Genomic DNA, 23394 nt, shown 5'->3' with positions numbered 1-23394 from the left:
TCATACTCTCTTTAAAAATGAATTTTATGGCTGGGGAGGTAGGATTCGAACCCACGAATGGCGGGACCAAAACCCGCTGCCTTACCACTTGGCTACTCCCCAGCACTAAGCTTTATTTAATAACCAAACTCTTTAGCGGTTAATAAATCTGAGGTATCAACTTTTTCTTCAGCCTGCTCAACTTCCTCTGTTGCTTTTTGTTCTTCAGTAGAATCAACCGCTTTTCTTCTTTCAAGTTTTTCTCCTGTAACCTTTTCAAATTCCTCAAACACTTTATTTTCAATCATCAATCTTGTATCCATGTTCAAAGGATGTGCTACATCTCTGAATTTACCATTTCTGCTTTTTTTGCTTGGCATTGAGAGAAAAGCGCCATTAGGTGTTTGAATAATCTTAATGTCAGTAACAATAAAACAATTGTCAAAAACCACTGATGCAAAACCTTTCAACTTGCTAACATTGTTAACAGGTGTGATTTTAACTTCTGTAACTTGCATAATCTTTAGAACCTCCATATTTAGTAAAAACTTTTCTCAAAAACGAATAAATTATAACAATTAGAGTGTTTTTGTCAATAGAGATTAAAGGATATATTTAATTCTTATTTTTTGATTTTTCTCTAAAATCAAGACATACAGCATTTTTAGGAACTAATTGTCTGTATTTAGCACAGTAAAGAGAAATTTCCCGCCTGCATGCCCCATCTAAAGCATTACTTTCAGGAAAAGAAGCATATTTACACATTAAATCACAAAACTTAATTTCTTCACTCAAAACAATTCCTCCCAGGAAATTATATTGTCGTTCCCTCTGTAAATTCCGAAAGTAGCCCTTCCAGAAGCAAAATGCATATAGTATGGTGCTGAAAAAATTAAATCCACAGTCCCTTCATTGCCAACTCCCGGCGGGGAAAGTGTTAGTGAACCTTCGCCGTTTGAAATTGTTGAATAGTTAACTATTGAGGTTTCCCCTGCATCTAAATTACCAGAATAATTGGAAAGTGATACATCTGAATCTGTATAGGTTGTGCAGTTATCGTCACTATTTAGTAGATAATCTCCATCCTGATAGTATTCAGCAAATACATTTAATGTTAAACTCTGGTCTGCGGAAGGTGCATATCCGTTTTCTACCCTCAACCTTCCGTATCTAAAAGGAACATAATTTGAGATACCCTCTCCTGATACATTATCGCTATCTGTTGCAGTTATCTTTATAGCTAAGTTTTCAGGATTATGCTCATCACTCCAATTGTAATTACATGGCAAGGTAAAAGAGGTTTGTCCATTGTTAAAATTAATAGTTGTTGAATTTACATTTAAAGTCCCATCCCCGCTTGTAGATGAATTAATAATTGCAGAACAGGACAGCCCAGAAAAATCAAGCTTAGCAAAATCTCCTGTATAATTTTGTGTAATATCACCATTTGAGTTTACGGCTGAAAGGGATACATCAACGGTAAAATTCTGGCCACCGTATGTAAAAACTGAACTGCAAGCAGGATTTTGAGTTACATTGTCAAACCTAAAGGAATCCGGGATAAACCTTCCTACATTACCTGAATTTCCGTTTATACTTCCTGCTCCAAGATAATCACTATCTGTGGCAGTAATAGTGATAATTCCAACCTCGGTAAAAGTCATTATTGAATCACTTCCCTGACCACCTGATAAATTGAGAGAAGTGGGACTTAAAGTACCTGATGCTCCCCCTGAAGGTGCGACAAGGCTTGATATTAGATTTACTGTTTCAGAATAGTTTGGAGTTATTGAATTATCTGAAAGGTCTGCACCATCGTCAGGCACACCGTCATTATCAGAATCATCTGCACTCTGCCAGTTAACTGCCTTCACAACCAATTCAAACTGCTCTCCTGCTTTTTTGAAAACCGCCCCACTTGCATCAGATGCTCCAGGATTTCCTGTGGCAGATACATAAAATCCAAATGGCTTAACAACAAATAGATTGCTATCTCCGGTAATATCCTCTGCACTATCTGTAAATCTTATTGAAATCTGTCCAGCATCAGGATAGTTTGCTGTAAATGTACATTGGCCATTTGAAAAATTTAACGAGATATTTGTCCCGGAAGAAGATATATCTGTTCCATTTATTTTTAAATCAGTACTTCCAGTAGAAGGATTCTGGTAAATAACATAAGCAGTTATTGTTTTTGTTCCATCATAATCCAGTATGGTACAATCGCCTGTTTCAGGGTCTTCCCCAACCGCTTTTACAGTTACAGAAAAATCTTTGCCAGAAATTTGATTTGCAATTGAATCAAAAACAAAACCAGATGCTCTAAAAACAAGAGCTCCACTGTCATGCCCTGTGGAATCTGCAGAACCGTCAGTGGCATAAATTGTCAGAGTTTCAAGATGGGTATCCCTTAAAAATAGAGTAACCTCGCCCTCATCTGCTGCCACAAATTGATAGGTAGCCTGGCCATCATCTGATGTGTTATCAGTTAAAGTTCCCTGAGGCGGGTCATCGTTTGTAACCCCTGTGTAAGATGAATACCAGGTACCGTGGCCTGTTGATGTTGTAAGGGTAATCGTTCCAGTATAGTTGGTAACTGTATTCCCCCCTGAATCGCATATTCTTATATGCACTCTTTCTGGATAACAGACTATTCCACTTCCATCGTGAGTAATTTCAATGTATGAAACATTTGAACAACCATTGCAATCTCTTGATGTTCCATCATAATTTATCCCTGACGACTCATTGTTATAAATGTAAGCGATTTGAGAATCACTTAAAGCGTATCCAAATATTTTAAATTCATCCACAAGTGTTCCTATTGTTTGCCCGTTTAAATCGTCACTTGAGGTAAAAAGATAGTAAAGAGCACCTATACTGTAAAGGGATACAGAGTTCACATAATTCCCGTCAAGGTACATTTTGCTGCCAGATGAAGTTACAACAACCGCTATGTGATGCCAGCCAGAAAGATTGTCTGCAAGGGAATTAGTTTCCCATTGTCTATTTTGATTCCATATTCCCCACCTTACAGAAGAACCACTGTTATAAAAAACAACAAGGTCTCCATCTCCGTTAATTGAACCAAGCACATAGTACTGGCTATGGGGAGAAGGTGCGTTTAATGGAAATTTAATCCAGCAAGTTACAGTGTATGGCAATGAAAGTGTATAACCTGTTCCGCTTATAACTCCATAGTTGTCATCTGAAAAATTACCGCTTCTGCAAATTACTGAATCATCTGTTTCAATATTCGCTCCGTTTTTTGATTGGCCGTCATGCCCGTTTCCACTTGAATCTACAATTTCATTTGCCGTTCCGTCCCACAAGCACTCGTCCATTCTGTACTCAATATCAGCGGAACAGGGGACACAGTTCCTTGAAGTGCCATCCCAATTTAAATTTGACAATTGATTGTTGTATAACTCCTGCACCTTAGAGGATGATAGAGATGTTTCAAAAACCATAACCTCGTCAATCTGTCCACTAAAATAATATCCGCCGTATTCACTACCTATACAGTGAAGGTAATTGCCCTGGTCAATAGAACCGCTTACATCTAAAGTTGCATCAAGATTTCCGTCAATATATAATTTCATTTTACTGCCATTATACACTCCAACCAGATGGTGCCAGTTTGTATCAGTTATTTGAGTGGAAGAATATAGATACTGGTCTGTGCCATTTATTCTTAACTGAAAAAGAACATTATTATCGCTTAATCTCAAAGCCCTGAACCAGCCACCATTGGTAAAAATATTCTGCAACCCGCTTGTATCTGCAGTTGATTTTTTAATCCAGGCGCAAATGGTTAATTTTTCCGTCGGTTCAAGGTCTGAGTTTGAAGGTATCTCAACATAATCTCCATCTCCGTCAAAATTGCCTCCATAACAGAGAAGTGCATTTGAGGTAAAGGCATCGCCATTCGCCGTGCCATTGTAATTATTGCCTGAATAATCAATAACCTCTCCAGTTGAACCACCCCAGAAACATTCATCAAGATGCCAGTCTGCAATAGGGCTGCAATTTGGACAGGTTCTTGAATCACCATTCCAATTGTTGCCATTTGATTGATTGTTATAAATACTCTGAACTTCTGAAGAAGACAGCGATCTTCTAAAGAATAACAATTCATCAACATACCCCTGACAATCCTGACTCTGCTGGAAACTCCCACCTACACTATCCTGCTCCTGTCCAATTATCAAGCCTCCTGGCTCAACATTTAAAGCCCCTCCAGGTGCATTTGTTCTATGAGCAATTAAAGAACCATCCTGATAGATGTAAACATCTGTTCCCTCCCTAACAACCGTAAAGTGATGCCACTGATTGTCAGCAATATCATTGACAGTTGTATATGCATATGCACCCTTTATATAAATGTATAACCTTGTTGAATTTGAGAAATAAATCAAAAATTCATTTGCATAGGTAACTGTTGAATTGGCTGCAGAAACTATTGCCTGCGCCCCGGTATAACCTGTCTTAATCCAGAATGAAACTGAAACATCATTTGCTCCATCAAGCACTGTATTGGGAAGAGAAATATAATCACTTGTACTATCCGCTGTGAAATCAGCGCTTCTACAAATAACACCGTCATCAACCGTTGAAACATTGTATGGTGTGCCGTTAAAATCCCTCCGGCTATCCAGCACCTCTGCTTCACCATCCTCCCAGTAACATCCGTCAAAATGATAATCTGCATAGGGAAGGCAGGTGTTGTAAAACATTAATGCCTCTTCATCATTCAATTTATTTTCATTGTAAAGATATTGAATGTAATCATTATCATCTATCTCAACACCAACTGTGGCAGAATTACCAGTACAATTTTCTTTATACTGACACTTTATATCTCCAGTTTTTTCGTATAAAATAACCTCAAAGGTATACCTTGTATTACCCCCATACCTCTTAACTCTATAAAATTCAACAATAAAAATTCTATTAGGTACACTTCCCATAGTCTGGTAATAAACTTTTCCACCACTGCCAGGGTCTAAATCATCCCAATATGCCGCAATAAAATTATCGGCAGGAGATGATGGACAGCTTGAAGATGGTGGTGAGGGAGGATTTGAAGTAACGGGTAATGAGGTATTATTATACTGTCTGAAAAAACCTGTATCATTGCCAAACTGCAAGAAACCATTTGAACCAATTATAACCTGATTATAAGAAGTACACCCGAAATAAAAATCAAAACCTATATTAATTATAACTTTATCATCATCATCAGGATAATATGTGCACTGATTGTCCCAGGAGACCTCTGTACCAGTTCCATCAATTTCAATCCAATCGTAGTTTACACTATCATCATATATATAACTCTGGGCAAATACATTAATTGCTAAAAAAATAAAAAGGCATAATACAACCTTCTTCAAACTTATAACCTCCTCTTTTATGTAAAAATATAATCTTTTAAATTAAAAAATCAAATAGAAATTTAAAAATCTGTAAATTTTTTTACTATAATTTTCTTTCCGTGAACTTCAATGATTCCCTTATCTTTTAAACGGGCAAAAGTCCTTGATATAGTTTCTGGTGAGGTAAACAAAAGTGAAGCCAACTCCCCTTTTGATATAGGCAAGGTAAACTCACTCCCTTTTTTCTCTGCAATATCCTTTAAATAATGGAGAAGCCTTTCTTCAACACTCTCCGTCCCTGCCATTTCAAGCCTTGACAGCAGGGTTTTTATTCTTTGAATTAAAAGAAACACAAATTTTTTATTCAAATTTTCCCTTTCTGACAGAATATCTAAAAACTTTTTCCCATTTATCTTTAAAACCAAAATTTCTTCTAATGCAATTGCATTAACCGGGAAGTAGGGGTCTATTATTGTAACTTCTGCAAAAATTTCTCCTGGATTTATAATTTTTACCACAACCTCTTTTCCGGCAGAGGATATTTTATACAACTTTACCTTACCGCTTACCAGAAAATAAAAGCTTTCTCCCTTATCTCCTTCAAAGAATAGATGCTCCTTTTTATTTATAGATTCAAGGGTTGAAATATTATCAATAAGTTTAATAATTTCAGGTGATGTATTACCTAAAAATTTATTTGAAAATAGAGTAATTGCAGCATCTTTTTTCATATTACATATTTCTCCTGTACTGTCCACCTACACTAAACAATTCCTGGGTAATCTGACCTAATGAGCAATAGTTAACAGCATCCATTAGTACCTTAAAGGTATTCTCATTGTTTATTGCTGCTTGTCTTATTCTTTTTAAGTATTCAGGTGCTTCCTTTTTGTTTCTCTCGTGAAACAATTTAAGATTTTCAATCTGCTGTTTTTTCTCCTCTTCTGTTGACCTTATTAACTCAAGAGGTTGTTTTTCCAACCCTTTTAAATGTGGAGGCCTTTCAAAGGTATTTACGCCTATAATTGGTAATTTTCCAGTATGCTTCATGTATTCATAGTACATTGACTCTTCCTGAATCTTGCCCCTCTGGTACATTGTCTCCATAGCACCTAACACACCACCTCTCTCAGAAATCCTTCTAAACTCCATTAAAACCGCTTCCTGCACCAAATCTGTTAACTCTTCAATTATAAATGAGCCCTGCAACGGGTTTTCATTTTTAGTCATTCCAAACTCTTTGTTGATTATTAACTGAATTGCAAGAGCCCTTCTTACAGACTCTTCAGTTGGTGTGGTGATTGCTTCATCATAGGCATTAGTGTGAAGTGAATTACAGTTATCGTAAATTGCAATTAATGCCTGCAATGTTGTTCTAATATCGTTAAAATCAATCTCCTGGGCGTGCAAAGACCTTCCAGATGTTTGAATATGGTACTTTAACTTCTGGCTTCTTTCATTTGCACCGTATTTGTACTTCATTGCAATAGCCCATATCCTTCTTGCAACCCTTCCAATAACAGAGTATTCAGGGTCTAATCCATTTGAGAAAAAGAATGAGAAGTTTCTTGCAAAGTCGTTTATATCCATTCCCCTTGATAGATAGTACTCAACATAGGTAAATCCATTTGCAAGGGTGAAAGCAAGCTGGGTAATTGGGTTTGCACCTGCCTCAGCAATGTGATAGCCGGAGATTGAAACAGAATAGTAATTTCTAACATTTTTCTCAATAAAATACTCCTGAATATCCCCCATCATCTTCAATGCAAATTCTGTTGAGAAAATACATGTATTTTGAGCCTGGTCTTCCTTTAAAATATCAGCCTGCACCGTTCCCCTTACCACATTTAAAGTGCAATCCTTAATCTTTTCGTAAGTTTCTCTATCAACAAGTTCGTATCCCGGAATTCCAAGGGTAAATAAACCAAATGCCCTGTCTCCCTGCGGGTTATCCTTCCCTCTGTATTCAGGTGGCCTTACTCCCCTTTCTTTAAAATACCTCTCTTTAATTTTCTCTGCTTCCTTTATCTTTCCAGTATCCCTTAAGTACTTTTCAACCTGCTGGTCAATTGCCGTGTTGAAAAACATTGCAAGCATCATAGGTGCCGGGCCATTTATTGTCATAGAGACAGATGTTTTAGGGTCACACAAGTCAAATCCGCAGTATAGTTTTTTCATATCGTCGATTGTTGCAATTGAAACGCCTGAATTTCCAATTTTTCCATAAATATCAGGCCTTGTGTCAGGGTCATAGCCGTATAGGGTTACAGAGTCAAAGGCAGTTGAAAGCCTTGCAGCAGGCTGCCCCTGTGAGAGATAGTGAAACCTTTTGTTTGTTCTTTCAGGAGTTCCCTCACCAGCAAACATCCTTGTTGGGTCTTCCCCTTTTCTCTTAAAAGGAAAAACACCTGCAGTAAAAGGGAACATTCCCGGGACATTCTCCCTTAACTTCCACTTTAAAATATCTCCCCAGTCTTTATATTTTGGAAGGGATATTTTAGGAATTTTAGTTCCCGATAAAGATTCTGTAAAAAGTTCGTTTACAATTTCCTTATCCCTTACCTTGGTTACAAGCTTTTCCTGCCTATAAAGGTTTTTAAAGTCTTCCCACTCTTCTAATTCTTTTAAATACTCTGGATTAATCCTTCTCTTTAATGCATCAATTGCCCTATCAATTTCCTCTAAAACCTTTTTATCTGCCTTATACCTTCCTAATTCAACCTCACTCTTACCGTCTTTTACATTAAAGTTTTTTATGCTTCCTGAAGTGTCAAAATATGAAGGATTGGTTAATGTTTCCTTTGTTTTAATCAAACCATAAAGCCTTGAAGCATAGTTGCTCTGCTCTTCAACCATACTGTCATACTTTGCAATTTCGTCGGAAATCTCGCTTAAATACCTTATCCTTTCTGGTGGAATTATGTAATTTTTTTCAGGGTATTCAAACTTTAACGGCTTTTCAACCTTAAAACTTGAACCTGTTTTCTCATTTAGAATATTCATTAAATGGTTAAAGAATGTATTAACCCCTTTATCGTTAAACTTGCTTGCAACTGTCGGAAAAACAGGCAATTCCTCATCCTTTGCATCCCACAGCAGATGTGCCCTTCTATACTGCTTTCTAATGTCTCTTAAAGCATCTTCACTTCCCCTTCTGTCAAACTTGTTTAAAACAATTGCATCTGCAAAGTCAATCATATCTATCTTTTCAAGCTGGGTTGCAGCACCGTAATCTGATGTCATTACATAAACATGAACATCAGATACATCAACAACCTCAGTATCACTCTGCCCTATGCCAGAAGTTTCCACAATAACCAAATCAAAGCCGGCAAGTTTCAGCAAGTCAACTGCATGAGAAACAGCCTCAGATGTTGACTTATTGCTTCCCCTTGTTGCAAGAGATCGCATATAAGCCCTTGGGTGAGGAAGTGAGTTCATTCTAATTCTATCCCCTAATAGCGCCCCCCCACTCTTTCTCTTTGTTGGGTCTATTGAAATAACAGCAATCCTTTTATCAGGCTCTCTGTCTAAAAACCTTCTAATTGTCTCGTCTAAAAGAGATGATTTTCCCGCACCGCCTGTGCCTGTAACACCTAAAACAGGGATTTTTCTATCAAGCATTTCCTTTATTAATGAATCATACTTCTCTACCTCTCCATCTAAAACTGCTTCCTCAACAACAGAAATTGCCCTTGCTATTGCTTTTTTATCCCCTTCTTTAACCTTTTCCAGCAATTTCTTAAATTTATTCAAATCCTTATACTCTTCTGTTAAAGAAAAATTACACTTTTCAAGCATATACTCAATCATCCCCTCAAGCCCCATCTTTTTGCCATCTTCAGGGGAAAAAATCTTGGTTATGCCGTATTCTTCCAATTCTTTAATCTCTTCAGGGACAATTACACCGCCTCCACCACCGAATATTCTCACATAATCCATTCCCTCTTCGTTGAATCTGTCCCTCGCATATTTGAAATACTCCATATGGCCACCCTGATAAGATGAAACAGCAATTGCGTGGACATCCTCTTCTATTGCAGTATCAACAATCTCATCAACACTTCTATTATGGCCTAAATGAACAACCTCTGCCCCCTTTGCCTGAAGAATTCTTCTCATAATATTTATGGACACATCATGCCCATCATAAAGGCTAGCAGCAGTTACAAACCTTGCCTTAACCTTATTTGCTTTTTGTTTTTTAACCATTCCCCCTCCCCTTTTTCAAAAAACAATCTCATTTGAGTTTAATTATAACTAATTTTTCCAAAAAATACATTCATAAGGGTTTATGTTTAGAGTTTGTTTTTATATAATTTTGAAAAAAGGAGTTAACTATGAGGGAAAATGTAAAAAATACATTAAAGTTTTTAATATTGTCAGCAATTGGAATATTTGTCTTTTTTATCCCAATAACAATTAACGGGAAAAAAACAATCCCTTTGGACCACATAATTACATTTTTAAAAATAAATTATCCAATTTTTTCAAAAAATATTGTTTTCATTATTTTAATTGCTGGAAGCCTGTATCCCTTTTTAAATAAAACCTGGAAAAATAACAAAACAGAGATTATTCTCTCTTTTCTAAAATTATTAGGTCTAATTTTTGCTGCAATGATTTATTTCAACAAAGGAATAAAAATTGTGCTTGAACCTACAATCGGGCAATTTTTGTTTAACAAATTGGTTATCCCCGTCGGTTTAATTGTCCCTGTTGGTGCTATATTTCTCTCATTTTTAATTGATTACGGCCTTCTTGATTTTGTTGGAGTTTTAATGAAGCCTGTAATGAAAACAATCTTCAAAACACCGGGAAGAAGCGCAATTGACGCAGTTGCATCTTTTGTTGGGAGTTATTCAATAGGGCTTTTAATTACAGACAGGGTTTATAGAAAAGGCATTTACTCAACAAGGGAAGCTGTAATAATTGCCACAGGCTTTTCAACCGTGTCTGCAACCTTCATGATTATAGTTTGCAAGACACTTGGAATAATGAATTACTGGAACCTATACTTCTGGACAACACTAATAATTACATTCGCAGTTACAACAATTACAGCAAGACTAATTCCAATAAAAAACTTCTCTAATGAGAAAAAATTTGAAGAAAGTAAAGAAAAAGTAAATCTAAAAATAGCGTTTGAAAGGGGAATTGAGGGGGCTGAAAAATCAGGGAAATTTTTAGAAAACATTAAACAAAACTTTATTGACGGATTAAAAATGGCATCTTCTATTCTTCCTTCAATTATGTCTATAGGCTTAATAGGGCTTGTAATAGCAAAGTATACAAGCTTCTTTGATATTGCAGGCTATGTATTCTTTCCATTTGCAAAGATTTTAGGTGCAGGTGAGCCTCTTTTAATATCCAAAGCGTCTGCCCTTTCAATAAGCGAGATGTTTTTGCCTGTTTTAATTGCAGTTAAAGGGAGTATTGAGGCAAAGTTTATAATAGCAATCCTCTCTGTGTCAGAAATACTTTTCTTTTCAGCATCAATTCCCTGCATACTTGCAACAACTATTCCTTTAAAAATCAAAGATATTTTAATTATCTGGTTTGAAAGGGTTGTTATTTCATTGATTCTTGCAATACCAATAACAAAACTCTTTATAATTTTAGGCTTTTTGAAGTAAATCAAATGGTGGCTTAACCACTCCCTTTTCAGTTATAAAACCTGTAATTAATTCATTGGGGGTAATGTCAAAGCCAAAGTGCAAAACAGGGGATTTTTCAGGAATAATTGATTTACCATTAATAAGTGCAACCTCATCCCTGCCCCTTTCCTCAATTACAATTTCATTACCGCTTTCAATTGAAAAATCAAATGTTGAAACAGGTGCTGCAATGTAAAAGGGGATATTAAAGTAATTGGCAAGTACCGCAAGCATAAAAGTGCCAATTTTGTTTGCTGTGTCACCGTTTTTGGCAATTCTGTCTGCCCCAACAATAACTGCGTCAACCTCTCCTCTTGACATTAAAAGCCCTGAGGTATTGTCTGTAATTACAAAGTGAGGGATGCCCTCTTTCACCATTTCGTATGCGGTAAGCCTTGCACCCTGAAGGTAAGGCCTTGTTTCATCAACAAGAACTTTTTTTATAAGCCCCCTTTTGTGCAAGCTTCTAATAACCCCTAATGCTGTGCCATAATCCCCTGTTGCAAGTGCTCCGGCATTGCAGTGAGTCAATATTGAAACTTTACTCTTAAACAAATCTGCCCCATTCTCACCGATTTTCCTGTTTATTTCAATATCTTCAAGGTGAATTTTTCTTACTTCTTCAAGCAATTTAAAATAATCGTTTCCTGCTTTTTTATAAAAATTTTTCATTCTATCAAGCGCCCATTTAAGGTTTACTGCGGTAGGCCTTGTGTTTAAAAGAAGGGAATAAACATCATCAACATCAAGGCCTTCCTTAATGCCCATAGCAAAGCCATAAGCAGCGGTAATACCAATTGCAGGGGCTCCCCTTACAATCATATCCTTTATAGCCCTTGCAACATCTTCAGCAGTTTCACATACAATAAATTCCTCTGAAAAAGGCAATTTTCTCTGGTCAAGAAGTATTAATTTCCCATTTTCAAACTGAATGTGATTCATTTTAACTCCCAATCTTTTAGTCTTAAAAATTTTAATATGAATTATTGACAAAAACAATATTGTTTTTTAAGATTAAAATATAAACACTTTGAGAGGTAATTGAATGTTAATACAAATTAACGAAAATCATCCACAACCTTACAAAATAAAAAAAATAGTTGAAATTTTAAACAATGATGGAATTATAATTTACCCTACTGATACAATTTACGGGATAGGGTGCTCTATTTATTCACCAAAGGCTATTGAAAAAATCAGGCAAATTAAAGGCAGAGAAAAAAACAAATATTTTTCAATACTTTGCTATGATTTAAAACATCTATCAAAATACGCAAAAAATGTTTCAAATGAGGCGTATAAATTAATGAGGAAGATATTACCAGGCCCATACACAGTTATCTTACAGGCTTCACGAGAATTGCCTAAAATTCTTCATTCAAAGAGAAAAACAGTGGGGCTTAGAATACCAGACCATAACCTATCAAGAGAGATTGTAAAAGAGTTGGGACACCCGATTATTACAACAAGTGCAAACAGAAGCGGAAAAGAGCCTTTAAATGACCCAATATTACTTGAAAAAGAATTTAGCAATGAGGTAGATGCAGTTATCGAAGGTGATGTTTTGTTCTCTGAACCCTCAACAGTTATAGATTTAAGTGAGCAACCTTTTAAAATATTAAGAAAAGGGCAAGACCCTTACGGAATAATTGAACTATTAGAAGAAAATGTTTAATTTACTTTTAAACCTGGCTAAATCTTTTCCTTTTTCTCTTTTAGTACTTGATAAAAACGGAAATATTGAATTTATGAACAAATCAGCTGAATTATTCCTGAACCATTTTAATATTCCCTCTATCTCTATAACAAATTACCGAGATTTAAAACCTTATTTCCCTAATCTTTGCTTATACATAGAAAACTATTACACTAATATCTTTACTGGAAATCAGAGTAAATACGGGATTGAGTTTTCAAAGGATTACATCGCAGATGTAACCCTTGTTCCATATTTTGAAAATGGAGAATTTAAAAACTTAAGCATTATCATTGAAGACAAAACAGCGCATTACAAAAAAATACAGGCATACAACATAAATTCCAAATTCCTAAAAGATGTCATAGAAATTAAAGATCTGGTGACTGGTAATTCTAAGTTCCTGTTTGATAGAACATTAACTCTGCTCAAAAATATAAGCGGACAAAAAAAAATTCTTTTTACATTTGGGGAAAATAACCCTTATGAAGAATTCTTTTATACTGGATTTAACAAAAATGATGTACAAGAGTTGTTAAAAAGTGAAAAATTATTATCCTTTATTTTAGATAATGAAGCATCAGAAAAATTCAACTTAGTTGATAATATATATTTCTTCCCAAACAATATCCTTCTCGATTTAGGAATAAACCTTGAATTCAATGATAAGAACACTCTAATCTGTGCAATTTTAAAAAATAAAAAAACTCCTTTTGGTGCCATTTTTATAGAATTTAATCAAAATATCATTCCCTACATAACAATGATTGAGCAACTCTCTCTTTTTATGCAATTTGCCCCTCTAATCTTTGGAAATTATGAAAAAACAAAAACTCTTATTGCTCAAAAAAACTTTATTCAATCTGTTATAAATAATCTTCCTCAAAATATTTTTGTTTGCAATAACAATTTTGAAGTTGAATTAATAAATAAAGTTGGAAAAAATAATTTTAATCCACCGGAACAAAAAACACACCTCAGCGAAGTAATTGGAGAAGATTTGTTTTTTAAAATTATTGATGTGTACAATAAAAAAACAAAAACAGGGGAAATAAAATTTAATAACAAACACTATACTGTTACAATTTCAAAAACAAAATTCGGGAAACACACTAATCTTCTCATTGTAATTTCAGATATCACTGAAATTAAAAAATTAGAAAATGAAGTAAGGGAAAAGGAAAAATTAGAAACAATAAAATCCCTGAGTGTTACTGCACATGATAGGATCAATAATCCATTAACCGTTATTTCAACAAAGCTTGATATTATGGAAACCTATCTTGAAAAAAACATGTTAGACAAAGAAAAGACAACAAAAATTATAAAATCACTAAAAAAGCAAATAGATAGGATTTCTACAACATTGACTAAATTAAATTCAATGGAAAGTATTCAACTTGCAAAGTATGCAAATATGGAAAACATTAAGCAAATTATACTCAAAGAACCAAAGGAAAAAATAGACTAACCCTCTAAAATTAAGTATACTTTCATTGATTAAAAATTAGATAAGGATTGTTAATGAAGCAGGGGAAACTATTTTTAAAAAATAAGAAGACATACTTTGATTATGCAATTCTTACCTTTTTAACTGAAGTTGAAGACTTTCTTAATGTAAAACCGGGAAATTTCTTTATGCTTCAGGCAAATACATTATTAAAAAAACCGATAAGTGTAATGGATTGCAATAAAAGAGACAAAATGCTTAAATTTCTTGTAAAGAAGATAGGTAAAGGGACGGAATTCCTTTACAACCTTAATCCAGGGGAAACAATAGATGCCATAGGCCCTTCCGGAAATTCATTTCCTATAGATGAGACAGGAGAATACATCCTCGTTGGCGGGGGAAGCGGAATACCACCATTATACTTTCTCTCAAAACAGATAGAAAAAAGCAGGCATACAGTTGTTTACGGGGGAAGAACAAAAAAAGACATTGTACCTATTTTTGGAAAATCAGCACCAACAATAATTACAACAGAAAACGGGGAATTAGGAATTAAAGGAACTGTAATTGATGGAATAAAAAAGGTAATTGAAAAAAACAATTTTAAAAAACCAATAATACTTTCATGTGGACCTGAAGGAATGGTTAAGGCTATAAAGAAAAATTTTCCAGATATACCCCATTATACCTCTCTTGAAAGGTATATGGCTTGCGGCTTTGGAGTTTGTTTAGGTTGCGTCGTTGAAACCAATGAGGGATACAAAAGAGTTTGTGTTGACGGCCCTGTTTTCAACATTAATGAGTTAAAGGAATTAAAATGATAGAGTTAAGTGTTGATTTAGGCAGAAACCTGAAACTTAAAAACCCCGTTCTCCTTGCAAGCGGAACCTGCGGATACGGATTGGAGTTTGAAAACTTCTATCCACTCTCAAAAATAGGCGGGATATGCACAAAAGGCTTATCCTATAAACCTATTGAGGGAAACCCAACCCCAAGAATAGTTGAAACATCCTGCGGAATGATAAATTCAATAGGATTGCAAAATATAGGAGCAAAGGCATTTGTGGAAGAGAAACTACCCCTGCTTGCAAAAAAAGATACAAAAATAATAGTTAATATTTTCGGCTATTCGCTGGAAGAATACATAAAAGTTGTTGAATTTTTAAGTGAATACCAGGAAATAGACGGCTTTGAAGTAAACATATCCTGCCCAAATGTGAAAAAAGGGGGAATACAATTTGGTACAAACCCTAAATTAACAAAAACCCTTGTTTCAAAATTAAGAAAAACAACAGAAAAACATTTAATGATAAAACTCTCCCCAAATGTAACTGACATAACTGAATTTGCTAAGGTTTGTGAGGGAGAGGGAGCAGATTCAATCTCCCTTATTAACACTTTATTAGGAATGGCTGTCAACATTGAAACCAAAAAATTCTCTATAAAAAGAAAAATGGGAGGATTTTCAGGACCTGCAATAAAACCTGTAGCACTTAGAATGGTTTACCAATGTGTAAAAGCGGTAAAAATTCCTGTAATCGGGATAGGAGGGATTTCAAATTATAAAGATGCACTTGAATTTCTTTTAATTGGTGCAAAGGCGATTCAAATAGGCACAGCAAACTTTTTTAATCCATCTTGTGGCAAAGAGATTGTTGAAGGGATTTCAAATTTCCTACAAAACAAAGGAATTGAAAACATAAATCAATGGATAGGGAGTATTGAAGATGAATAAAATGGAAAGAGTTATTGTTGCACTTGATGTTGATTCAAGGGAAAAGGCTTTAAGTATTGTAAAACAATGTGCACCTGATATCTCATACTTTAAAATAGGAAAACAACTATTTACAGCAGAGGGGCCACAACTTGTAAAAGACATAAAATCACTTGGGGTAAAGGTATTCCTTGATTTAAAATTTCACGATATTCCAAACACTGTTGCAAATGCTGTAATTGAGAGTGCTAAATTAGGTGTGGATATGGTAAATATACATCTAAGCGGCGGCTCTGAAATGGTAAGAAAAACCGCTGAAAAATTAAATGATTTCTTTGAAAAAAACGGAACAAAACCACTGCTAATAGGGGTTACAATCCTTACATCTCTTGACGATAATGCTTTAAAAGAAATTGGATATGCTTACAACACAAAAGAAATGGTAAAAAGGCTTGCACTTTTAGGAAAAGAAAATGGAGCTAACGGAGTGGTTTGCTCACCCCTTGAAATTGAAATAGTGAAAGAAGTATGCGGGAAAGACTTTATAACTGTTACACCTGGAATAAGGCCTGAATTTGCATTAAACAAAGACGACCAGAAAAGGGTTATGACTCCTAAAATGGCATTTGAGAAAGGAACGGATTATATTGTAATAGGCAGGCCTATTACAAAGGCAGCATCAATAAAAGAGGCGGTGAAAAAACTTGCAAACGAACTCAAATGAAATAGGGGTATTTACACATGGCAAATTAACAAGAAGCTTTGCCTTCTTAATAAGTGGTGTAGCGATATTCTTTTACACAAGACAATGCATCATTGCAAAATCAATTATGGAAAATTTAACTGCTAAAATGCTACTCTATCCCCAATCTGCTAACTTTTACTATGCAATGAAATTGCTTACAAGTCTAAGCCTTGTGGCCGGTCTTGTTGTAGTTCTTATAATTTTTTACACACTGATTGATGTATGGGGGTTAAAGGTTATTATAACCACTGATGAATTAATTGTAATAAATACGCTGATAAAAAAATTCCCTGGAACAGGAAGAATTCCCTGTGATGAGATTGTTGAAATTAAAAAAGGATTATTCAGGTTTAAAATTTTAGGAGAAAAAAACTCTGTTAGCATAAGCGGGGTTGAAAAAATAGACCTATTATTCCACCTTATCTATGAGTGTAAAAACAACAAATTTAAAGACAAATTGAAATTATAATTTTTTCATTCCTTTTTTTTCAAAAAAATAATAAAATTACAAAAAATTAGTTTTTGGAGGAATTATGTTTCCCAAAAAAATGATAGTTTTGGTTATAATAATTGCTTTTTTCACTGCTTTTGCAAATAAAAACGCAAATAACCCAGCTTTAAGCTTTCAATCTATTCATCAATTGCAATCAAAAGAGTATCAAAATATTACCCCAACACCTTTAAAATCAGAACAATACTATAAAATGTTTACAAAGGGAGAAGTATCCACCCCAAGAGTTAAAAAGCAGGTTTTAGGCTATTATACATACTGGAAAACAGGGACATCAAATATTCAATGGGACTTACTCACTATACTTGCATACTTTTCAGCAGACATTGATTCAAGCGGAAACATCACTGATTTAAATGGATGGCCTTCTTCTGCCCCTATAAACGAGGCTCATGCACACGGAGTAAAAGTAATTTTAACTGCAACACTGTTTGGAGGAAGCTCCATTAGGACTTTAATTCAAAGTGAAACAAACAGACAAAATTGCATTCAAAACCTGTTTAATCAGGTTCAATCTGCAGGGGCAGACGGAGTTTGTATAGACTTTGAATTACCCTACTCTTCAGACAGGGATTATTTCAATACATTTATTCAGGAGATTTCAGACTATTTCCATACAAATATGCCGGGAAGCATTGTCGTTGTTGACACTCCGGCAGTAAACTGGAATGACAGAATGGACTTTAACACCCTTACAGATTACGCTGACTACCTATTTATAATGGCTTATGATTACCACTATTCAGGGGGAGACCCTGGCCCTGTTTCTCCATTAAGTTATACAAGCGGAAGCCCATGGCCAACCTGGGCAGGTATAGTTCAAACACTTGACGATTACATAAATGGCACATACGGTGTGGGAGATGCAAAAAAAGGCAAACTGATATTGGGAGTGCCCTATTACGGATACGACTGGCCTGCAAAAGCCTGCGATATTCCAACAGAGCAAAGGGCAAACGGCAGTGCTGTAATTTATTCAAATGCTGTTGACAAAGCAGCTCAGTACAACAGGGAATGGGACGACTACTCTCAAACACCTTTTTATGATTACAATTGCTCAACTTCTTACCCTCATCAGGCATGGTACGACGATGAAGTCAGCCTGGGATTAAAATACGACAAAGTCAACCAGTACAATATAGGTGGAACAGGGATGTGGGCTTTAAACTATGACGGAACGAGAACTGAATTGTGGGAAAAGTTAAGGGAAAAATTTGGTTTCTCATACATTACCTCAACAGCCCATGGAAACGGCTCAATCTCCCCAGAAGGACAGGTGGAAGTTAATTATGGGAAAAGCATTACATTTAACTTTACCCCTGATACCGGCTATCACATATCAGATGTTCAGATTGACGGAAATTCAATAGGAGTAGTAAATTCTTACACTTTTGATAATGTCACAACTGACCATACAATTGATGTTTTCTTTGAACAGGATGCACCAACAACATACATAATAACCGCAAGTGCCGGAAACGGTGGCTCAATCAGTCCAAGCGGGAATATAACAGTCAATGAAGGAGACGATATAACCTTTACAATTACCCCAGACAACGGTTACCACATAAAAGATGTTGTGGTAGATGGAGTAAGCAAGGGGGCAACATCAAATTATACCTTTACCAATGTTACAACAAACCACACAATAGAGGCGCAATTTGAAGCAGACACCCAGAACACCTTTACAATCACAGCAAGTGCAGGGAATGGGGGAATAATATCCCCATCAGGTACAATAACTGTCAATAAAGGGGATAGTATTACTTTTTCAATCAAACCTGAGCCAGGCTACGAAATTGATTATGTACTTGTTGACGGGAACTCAGTTGGTGCTGTAACCTCGTACACTTTTGAAAATATTACAGTAGACCACACAATAGACGCATTTTTTAAAGAAATGCAAACAAACAACTATACAATAACTGCAACAGCAGGGGAAGGAGGGAGTATTGATCCTTCAGGTACAATTACTGTTAATGAAGGAGAATCAATTACATTTGTAATCTCTGCAAATAACGGATATCTAATAAAAGATGTTATAGTTGATGGAAACTCTGTTGGAATTGTTAACATCTACACCTTTGATAATGTTCATGAAAATCACACAATTGAAGCTACATTTACCATAATTTCAAACAACAAATACACAATTACAGCACAATGTGGAGAGGGAGGCTCAATTTATCCATCAGGAGAAATCACTGTAAGCGAAGGGGAAACAAAAACCTTCACCATTTCACCAGATGAGGGACATACCATTGATAAAGTTGTTGTAGACGGAACAGATTTTGGAAGGATATCAAATTACACTTTTAAAAATATCACTTCAAACCACTCAATTTATGCATACTTCACAAGAGTATCTACCCCTGAAATTGAAAGTTTTTCAGCCTCAACTCAAAGCGGATTAACTGCTCTTACTGTGGATTTTTCCTGCAAATTTAATGAACCAAATAACAGACCTATCACAAAATACACTTGGATTGTTTCAGGAGATTATGAGGGAAGCTTTGAAACAGAAGAGCCTGAAATATCGTTAATTTTCTATGCAGCAGGAGCTTACTATGTAAAGGTTGAGGCAGAAAATGACCTTGGATACAAAGGTGAATCAAAAAGCATAAGAATTCTGCCTGTTGAATTGAAAAGCTATCCTTTAGCAATTAATGGGAAAACCACCATAAATGAAAGACAAATCAATTTTAATTCCTATCTGATAAACCCAATTAATCAAACAGCAAGAGCATCTATCCAACAGATAGATAATGAAAAAAATATTGAAACCAAAAATATTACAATAGACCCTTTCAGAAAGGTGAAACTTTCAGAATTCTTTAACAATAATTCTAACGAAAACTATCAATACACAATTACTCCTAATTCATTCCTTTTAATTTATACAGATGTAAGCGGTGAAAATTTAGGGGCTGCTGCATATCAGGGATTGACAACAAATTATCAACTAAACATCCCCCACATTGCAGAAGAAACCAATTACTGGAATACCCTTGTAAGCATTGGAAATAAAAATGGAAAACAGTTAATTGTAACTGTTAACAACCAGGGTTCAAGTCTTGATGCAAGTTACAGCAATTTAATTGACTTAAATAAATTTGCAGAAAATATTTCTGAACAGTTCAGCTGGGGCAAGATTTACGACATAAACCAATCTGATGTTTTAAACGGGTTTGAACTTTTTGTTCAAAATAACAATGATGGAGCAGCAATAACCCTTTCGTCTGACTCTTACACAAAGTTTTATATACCTCATATCCCTGAAGAAAAAGATATATTCTGGACAGGATTTACTTTTACAAACACAGAAAACAGAGATGGCAGGCTTATCTTCTATCTTTACAATGACAAAAAAAAGCTTGTGGGAACAAAGTCAATTGAAATAAAAGCGCTGTCGAAGGTTAAAGGGTTATTTGAGCACCTTTTCAGTGAAGAAGAATTGCAACAGGCTGTCTGGGGATATGCATACTCTAATGTGAAAACAACTGGAATTGAAATATATGGTGTCCCTGGAGGAGCAATTTGTGGTTATTCACTCCTCCCAAAGGGTAAAGAAGTAGGGACATTACCTGTTGCTTTAAGTGATGATAATTACTGGACAGGAATTGTAGCCCTCAACCCTAATAGAGAAAATGCTTTTGTAACTTTTAAACTGTATGATGGACAGGGAAATATAATTGGTGAAAAAGAAGTAAAAATAGAACCATTAAAGAGATATAAATCACTTTTAAAGGATTTATTTCCTGAAAATCAGTTCAACGAACACTCTTTTGTACAATATAGTTCAAACAAACCCCTTATTTGTATTGAAGTTGAAGGTGATAGGGGCAGAACCTATATGAAATCTTTAAATGCATATTAAAAAAGGATTATTGTGATATAATCCAGAAGACAAATTTTTTCAGGAGGATTTTAATGAGAAAATATTTAGTTTTTATTTTTATGATGTTATTAACCACTTTAAGCTTTGCAGGTTTTAAAGAAGACTACAATAATTTAATGCAAAGCCTCCAACAAAAACAGAAGACAATTAAAACAAGAGAGCAATACCAGAAGTTTTTAGATGAGATGAAAAAGCAGATGAATGACCTGATTTCAAAATACGATGTTAATAAAATGAATGACGAAGAAAAATTGCTTGCAGCACAGCTATATAACTCAGTAAACGATGGGAAAAAAGCTCTTGCTACTTTAAAATTAATAAAAAAGCCTGCTGCTTTAGACCAGGATAAATTAAATCTGACAAAAGCAGTTGCTTACTTTGAACTTAATGATTACTCAAATGCGTCTAAATACCTTGACATGGTTAGCAAAACAAGCTCTGATTATGCAAGGAATGCTTTTAACTTTGGATATATGCTTTTAGGAAAAAACAAAAACAAAGAAGCAATTGCGTTTCTTGAAAAAGCGGTAAACGCTCCTAAACTTGACCCAATGACAGCATACTATGCTTATGACAGTTTGTCTCTTGCTTATCAGCAGGTTGGAAACATTGACAAGGCAAAAGAAACAATTAAAAATGCTTTAAACAGCAAGGTACTCCCTGACCAGATAAAAAATAGAATGAAGCCAAGACTTACCCAATTAGATACTGTAGGAAAACAGGCACCTGAAATTACTGGAGTTGACACATGGATTAACACAAAAGGAGTGAAGCTTTCCGATTTAAAGGGCAAAGTTGTTGTATTAGACTTCTTCGCCCCATGGTGCCCTCCTTGCAGAGCAGCTATGCCTCACCTTGAAAAACTCTATGCTCAATTAAAGGACAAAGGGCTTGTTGTTATAAGCATAACTTCTTACTATGGAACATTTTCAGACGGCAAACAGAAAATACCCAATCTAAAGCCTGAAGAAGAATTAAAATACATTAAAAACTTCTTAAAAGAAAGAAATATTGAGTATCCTGTTGCAATATTAAAAGATAAATCAATATATAAAGCGTATGGTGTAAGCGGTATCCCTCACTTTGTTGTAATAGACAAAGAAGGTAAAATTTCAAAAGTTTTCGTAGGTTTTTCAGATGGAAACGACCCGCTTATCACTTACATTAAATCATTGCTTAAATAAGTAAAATATTTTAAAATAACAAAAAATTGGAGAGAGGGGGAGATTTACTCCCCCTTTTTCTATTTAAAGAGAAATCTGGGAGGTAACATGTTTAAAACAAAGGTAACCGAAACCCTTGGGATTAAATACCCCATTATTCAGGGGGGTATGATGTGGTTGTCAAAGGCTGAGTTAGCCTCAGCAGTATCTAATGCGGGAGGGCTTGGAATTATAACTGCATTGTCCTTTGACAAACCTGAAAAATTAGCCGATGAAATAGACAAATGCAAAAGTTTAACTGATAAACCGTTTGGAGTAAACATTACATTTTTACCGACATTAAGGCCTGTAAACTATGATGCTTACATTGATGTAATTATTGAAAAAGGGATAAAAATAATGGAAACTGCAGGAAGAAACCCTGAACCTTATATGAAGAAATTAAAGGATGCAGGAATTAAGGTAATACACAAATGCACTTCAATAAGACATGCTAAAAAGGCAGAGGCAATCGGTTGTGATTTTGTAAGCATTGACGGATTTGAATGTGCAGGCCATCCTGGAGAAGACGATGTTACCTCACTAATCCTTATTCCAAGAGCGGCTGATGAATTAAACATTCCTGTAATTGCTTCAGGAGGATTTGGAGATGCAAGGGGATTTTTAGCAGCCCTTGCACTTGGTGCTGAAGGTGTAAATATGGGCACAAGGTTTGTTGCAACAAAAGAGGCACCCGCACATGAAAACATTAAGAAAAAACTGGTTGAAGCAAAAGAGACAGACACAATTCTTGTTGAAAGAAGCTTAAAAAACACTCTAAGGGCATTGAAAAACAAACACGCTTTAAAAATCAAAGAGATGGAAGAAAAAGGGGCAACCCTTGAAGAACTTGCACCACTTTTAAGCGGATTAAGAGGGTTAAAGGCATTACAAACCGGCGAACTTGACGACGCACTCTTTGCATGCGGCCAGGTTGTCGGCCTTATAAACGACATTCCAACAGTTAAAGAGTTGATTGAAGGAATTATTTCAGAGGCAGAAAAAATACTAAAGGAAAAAATGTGTAAGTTTATCTAATAATTACAAAAAATATTTTTTCAGGCGGCAAATTGCCGCCTTTTTTTATTGACAAAACTGTTTACGGGAATTAATATTTTATTAAATCAATATTTTAGCTTCTAAAATATTGAGGAACTAAATTAA

At 35.2% G+C, this 23394-nt stretch carries 15 protein-coding genes, 1 tRNA gene and 1 pseudogene; 10 read left to right on the top strand and 7 right to left on the bottom strand.

Annotated elements, in window-relative coordinates; genetic code table 11:
* Positions 1 to 27: 27 nt before the first annotated feature.
* From TTHT_RS03160 to TTHT_RS03135, 6 genes and pseudogenes are all read right to left on the bottom strand, one after another.
* Positions 28 to 102, bottom strand: a tRNA-Gln gene (locus TTHT_RS03160).
* 107 nt (positions 103 to 209) lie between these two features.
* Positions 210 to 497 (bottom strand): annotated as a pseudogene (locus TTHT_RS03155) (SpoVG family protein); the annotation flags it as partial.
* A 97-nt stretch (positions 498 to 594) separates the two neighbouring features.
* A complete protein-coding gene (locus tag TTHT_RS03150) occupies positions 595 to 774 on the bottom strand; it encodes a hypothetical protein (RefSeq protein ID WP_201328590.1) in 180 nt (59 codons plus the stop codon).
* The gene (locus TTHT_RS03145; protein WP_201328589.1) at positions 771 to 5375 is read right to left on the bottom strand and encodes a LamG domain-containing protein; all 4605 of its coding nucleotides are present in this window, start codon (positions 5373 to 5375) and stop codon (positions 771 to 773) included. The genes TTHT_RS03150 and TTHT_RS03145 overlap by 4 nt, the downstream gene beginning before the upstream one ends.
* 62 nt (positions 5376 to 5437) lie before the next feature.
* Entirely contained in the window at positions 5438 to 6088 is a 651-nt protein-coding gene (locus TTHT_RS03140; RefSeq protein ID WP_201328588.1) for a Crp/Fnr family transcriptional regulator, read from the bottom strand.
* Between the two features lies 1 nt (position 6089).
* The gene (locus TTHT_RS03135) at positions 6090 to 9569 is read right to left on the bottom strand and encodes a methylmalonyl-CoA mutase family protein (RefSeq protein WP_201328587.1); all 3480 of its coding nucleotides are present in this window, start codon (positions 9567 to 9569) and stop codon (positions 6090 to 6092) included.
* 128 nt (positions 9570 to 9697) lie between these two features.
* Between TTHT_RS03135 and TTHT_RS03130 the strand changes: the two genes are divergently transcribed.
* Positions 9698 to 10993 carry a YjiH family protein gene (locus tag TTHT_RS03130; RefSeq protein ID WP_201328586.1) on the top strand — a complete coding sequence of 432 codons (1296 nt, stop codon included), beginning with the start codon at positions 9698 to 9700 and terminating at the stop codon, positions 10991 to 10993.
* Here the strand turns inward: TTHT_RS03130 and mtnA are convergent.
* Positions 10976 to 11956, bottom strand: a complete 981-nt coding sequence (gene mtnA, locus TTHT_RS03125; RefSeq protein WP_201328585.1) for an S-methyl-5-thioribose-1-phosphate isomerase — start codon at positions 11954 to 11956, stop codon at positions 10976 to 10978. The two genes, TTHT_RS03130 and mtnA, sit on opposite strands and share 18 nt — an antisense overlap.
* 103 nt (positions 11957 to 12059) lie before the next feature.
* Between mtnA and TTHT_RS03120 the strand changes: the two genes are divergently transcribed.
* The 9 genes from TTHT_RS03120 to TTHT_RS03080 all read left to right on the top strand — a co-directional run bounded on the left by TTHT_RS03120 (position 12060) and on the right by TTHT_RS03080 (position 23268).
* Positions 12060 to 12689, top strand: a complete 630-nt coding sequence (locus TTHT_RS03120) for an L-threonylcarbamoyladenylate synthase (protein ID WP_201328584.1) — start codon at positions 12060 to 12062, stop codon at positions 12687 to 12689.
* Positions 12682 to 14181, top strand: a complete 1500-nt coding sequence (locus TTHT_RS03115; RefSeq protein ID WP_201328583.1) for a hypothetical protein — start codon at positions 12682 to 12684, stop codon at positions 14179 to 14181. The genes TTHT_RS03120 and TTHT_RS03115 overlap by 8 nt, the downstream gene beginning before the upstream one ends.
* Positions 14182 to 14234: 53 nt before the next feature.
* Positions 14235 to 14981, top strand: coding sequence for a dihydroorotate dehydrogenase electron transfer subunit (locus tag TTHT_RS03110; RefSeq protein ID WP_201328582.1), 747 nt, complete (start codon positions 14235 to 14237; stop codon positions 14979 to 14981).
* Complete coding sequence (locus TTHT_RS03105) at positions 14981 to 15895, top strand: dihydroorotate dehydrogenase (protein WP_408033908.1); 915 nt, start codon at positions 14981 to 14983, stop codon at positions 15893 to 15895. The genes TTHT_RS03110 and TTHT_RS03105 overlap by 1 nt, the downstream gene beginning before the upstream one ends.
* Positions 15888 to 16598 (top strand): orotidine-5'-phosphate decarboxylase, encoded by a 711-nt coding sequence (gene pyrF, locus TTHT_RS03100; RefSeq protein WP_201328580.1) that lies wholly within the window; start codon positions 15888 to 15890, stop codon positions 16596 to 16598. The genes TTHT_RS03105 and pyrF overlap by 8 nt, the downstream gene beginning before the upstream one ends.
* Positions 16579 to 17088, top strand: a complete 510-nt coding sequence (locus TTHT_RS03095; RefSeq protein WP_201328579.1) for a hypothetical protein — start codon at positions 16579 to 16581, stop codon at positions 17086 to 17088. The genes pyrF and TTHT_RS03095 overlap by 20 nt, the downstream gene beginning before the upstream one ends.
* 64 nt (positions 17089 to 17152) lie before the next feature.
* Complete coding sequence (locus TTHT_RS03090) at positions 17153 to 21007, top strand: glycosyl hydrolase family 18 protein (RefSeq protein WP_201328578.1); 3855 nt, start codon at positions 17153 to 17155, stop codon at positions 21005 to 21007.
* 53 nt (positions 21008 to 21060) lie between these two features.
* Positions 21061 to 22212, top strand: coding sequence for a TlpA disulfide reductase family protein (locus TTHT_RS03085; protein WP_201328577.1), 1152 nt, complete (start codon positions 21061 to 21063; stop codon positions 22210 to 22212).
* 87 nt (positions 22213 to 22299) lie between these two features.
* Positions 22300 to 23268, top strand: coding sequence for an NAD(P)H-dependent flavin oxidoreductase (locus TTHT_RS03080; protein ID WP_201328576.1), 969 nt, complete (start codon positions 22300 to 22302; stop codon positions 23266 to 23268).
* Positions 23269 to 23394: the final 126 nt, after the last annotated feature.

This window comes from Thermotomaculum hydrothermale (assembly GCF_016592575.1).
Classification (GTDB): Bacteria; Acidobacteriota; Holophagae; order Thermotomaculales; family Thermotomaculaceae; genus Thermotomaculum; species Thermotomaculum hydrothermale.
The sequence above is the reverse complement of the archived record's forward strand: the minus strand, read 5'-3'. Positions and strand labels throughout refer to the sequence as shown.

Coding starts and splice junctions, on each gene's coding strand:
- pyrF (WP_201328580.1), top strand. CDS start 15,888: ATGAATAAAATGGAAAGAGTTATTGTTGCACTTGATGTTGATTCAAGG.
- mtnA (WP_201328585.1), bottom strand. CDS start 11,956: ATGAATCACATTCAGTTTGAAAATGGGAAATTAATACTTCTTGACCAG.
- TTHT_RS03135 (WP_201328587.1), bottom strand. CDS start 9,569: ATGGTTAAAAAACAAAAAGCAAATAAGGTTAAGGCAAGGTTTGTAACT.
- TTHT_RS03120 (WP_201328584.1), top strand. CDS start 12,060: ATGTTAATACAAATTAACGAAAATCATCCACAACCTTACAAAATAAAA.
- TTHT_RS03080 (WP_201328576.1), top strand. CDS start 22,300: ATGTTTAAAACAAAGGTAACCGAAACCCTTGGGATTAAATACCCCATT.
- TTHT_RS03130 (WP_201328586.1), top strand. CDS start 9,698: ATGAGGGAAAATGTAAAAAATACATTAAAGTTTTTAATATTGTCAGCA.
- TTHT_RS03140 (WP_201328588.1), bottom strand. CDS start 6,088: ATGAAAAAAGATGCTGCAATTACTCTATTTTCAAATAAATTTTTAGGT.
- TTHT_RS03085 (WP_201328577.1), top strand. CDS start 21,061: ATGAGAAAATATTTAGTTTTTATTTTTATGATGTTATTAACCACTTTA.
- TTHT_RS03090 (WP_201328578.1), top strand. CDS start 17,153: ATGTTTCCCAAAAAAATGATAGTTTTGGTTATAATAATTGCTTTTTTC.
- TTHT_RS03115 (WP_201328583.1), top strand. CDS start 12,682: ATGTTTAATTTACTTTTAAACCTGGCTAAATCTTTTCCTTTTTCTCTT.
- TTHT_RS03110 (WP_201328582.1), top strand. CDS start 14,235: ATGAAGCAGGGGAAACTATTTTTAAAAAATAAGAAGACATACTTTGAT.